Below are 390 nucleotides of genomic sequence, written 5' to 3'. Positions count from 1 at the left end.
AGCCGAGACAACCTCCACCGCCAGCGACAGCCCGATCACCTGGCGCCCCTATCTCTGGAGCGTCGCGATCTGTGCGGTGACGACCCTGCTGGCCAGGCCGCTGTTCCAGGTGCTGGAACAGGCGAACATCGTCATGCTGTTCCTGCTGGCGGTCGTCGCCGTCGCGGTGCGCTTTGGGCGTGGCCCGGCGATCATGGCGGCCTTCGTCTCGGTCGGCGCCTTCGACTTTTTCTTTGTGGCGCCGCGTTTTTCATTCGCCATCGCCGATATCCAGTATCTGGTGACCTTTAGCGTCATGCTCGGTCGGCGCCTTCGACTTTTTCTTTGTGGCGCCGCGTTTTTCATTCGCCATCGCCGATATCCAGTATCTGGTGACCTTTAGCGTCATGC

1 protein-coding gene and 1 pseudogene are annotated in these 390 nt (G+C 61.3%); both read left to right on the top strand.

Translation table 11 applies throughout. The annotated features are described in order from the left end of the window. Positions 1–76: 76 nt before the first annotated feature. Positions 77–241, top strand: a pseudogene (locus tag AC1DCY_RS27860) (DUF4118 domain-containing protein); the annotation flags it as partial. Between the two features lie 85 nt (positions 242–326). Continuing rightward, on the top strand, positions 327–390 hold a 64-nt coding region (locus AC1DCY_RS27855), incomplete at its 3' end, for a hypothetical protein (RefSeq protein WP_477356068.1).

The sequence above is a fragment of the Lysinibacillus sp. 10T31 genome (genome assembly GCF_056394365.1).
Note: the sequence above shows the minus strand (reverse complement) of the source record. Positions and strands in the feature narration are given on the sequence as shown.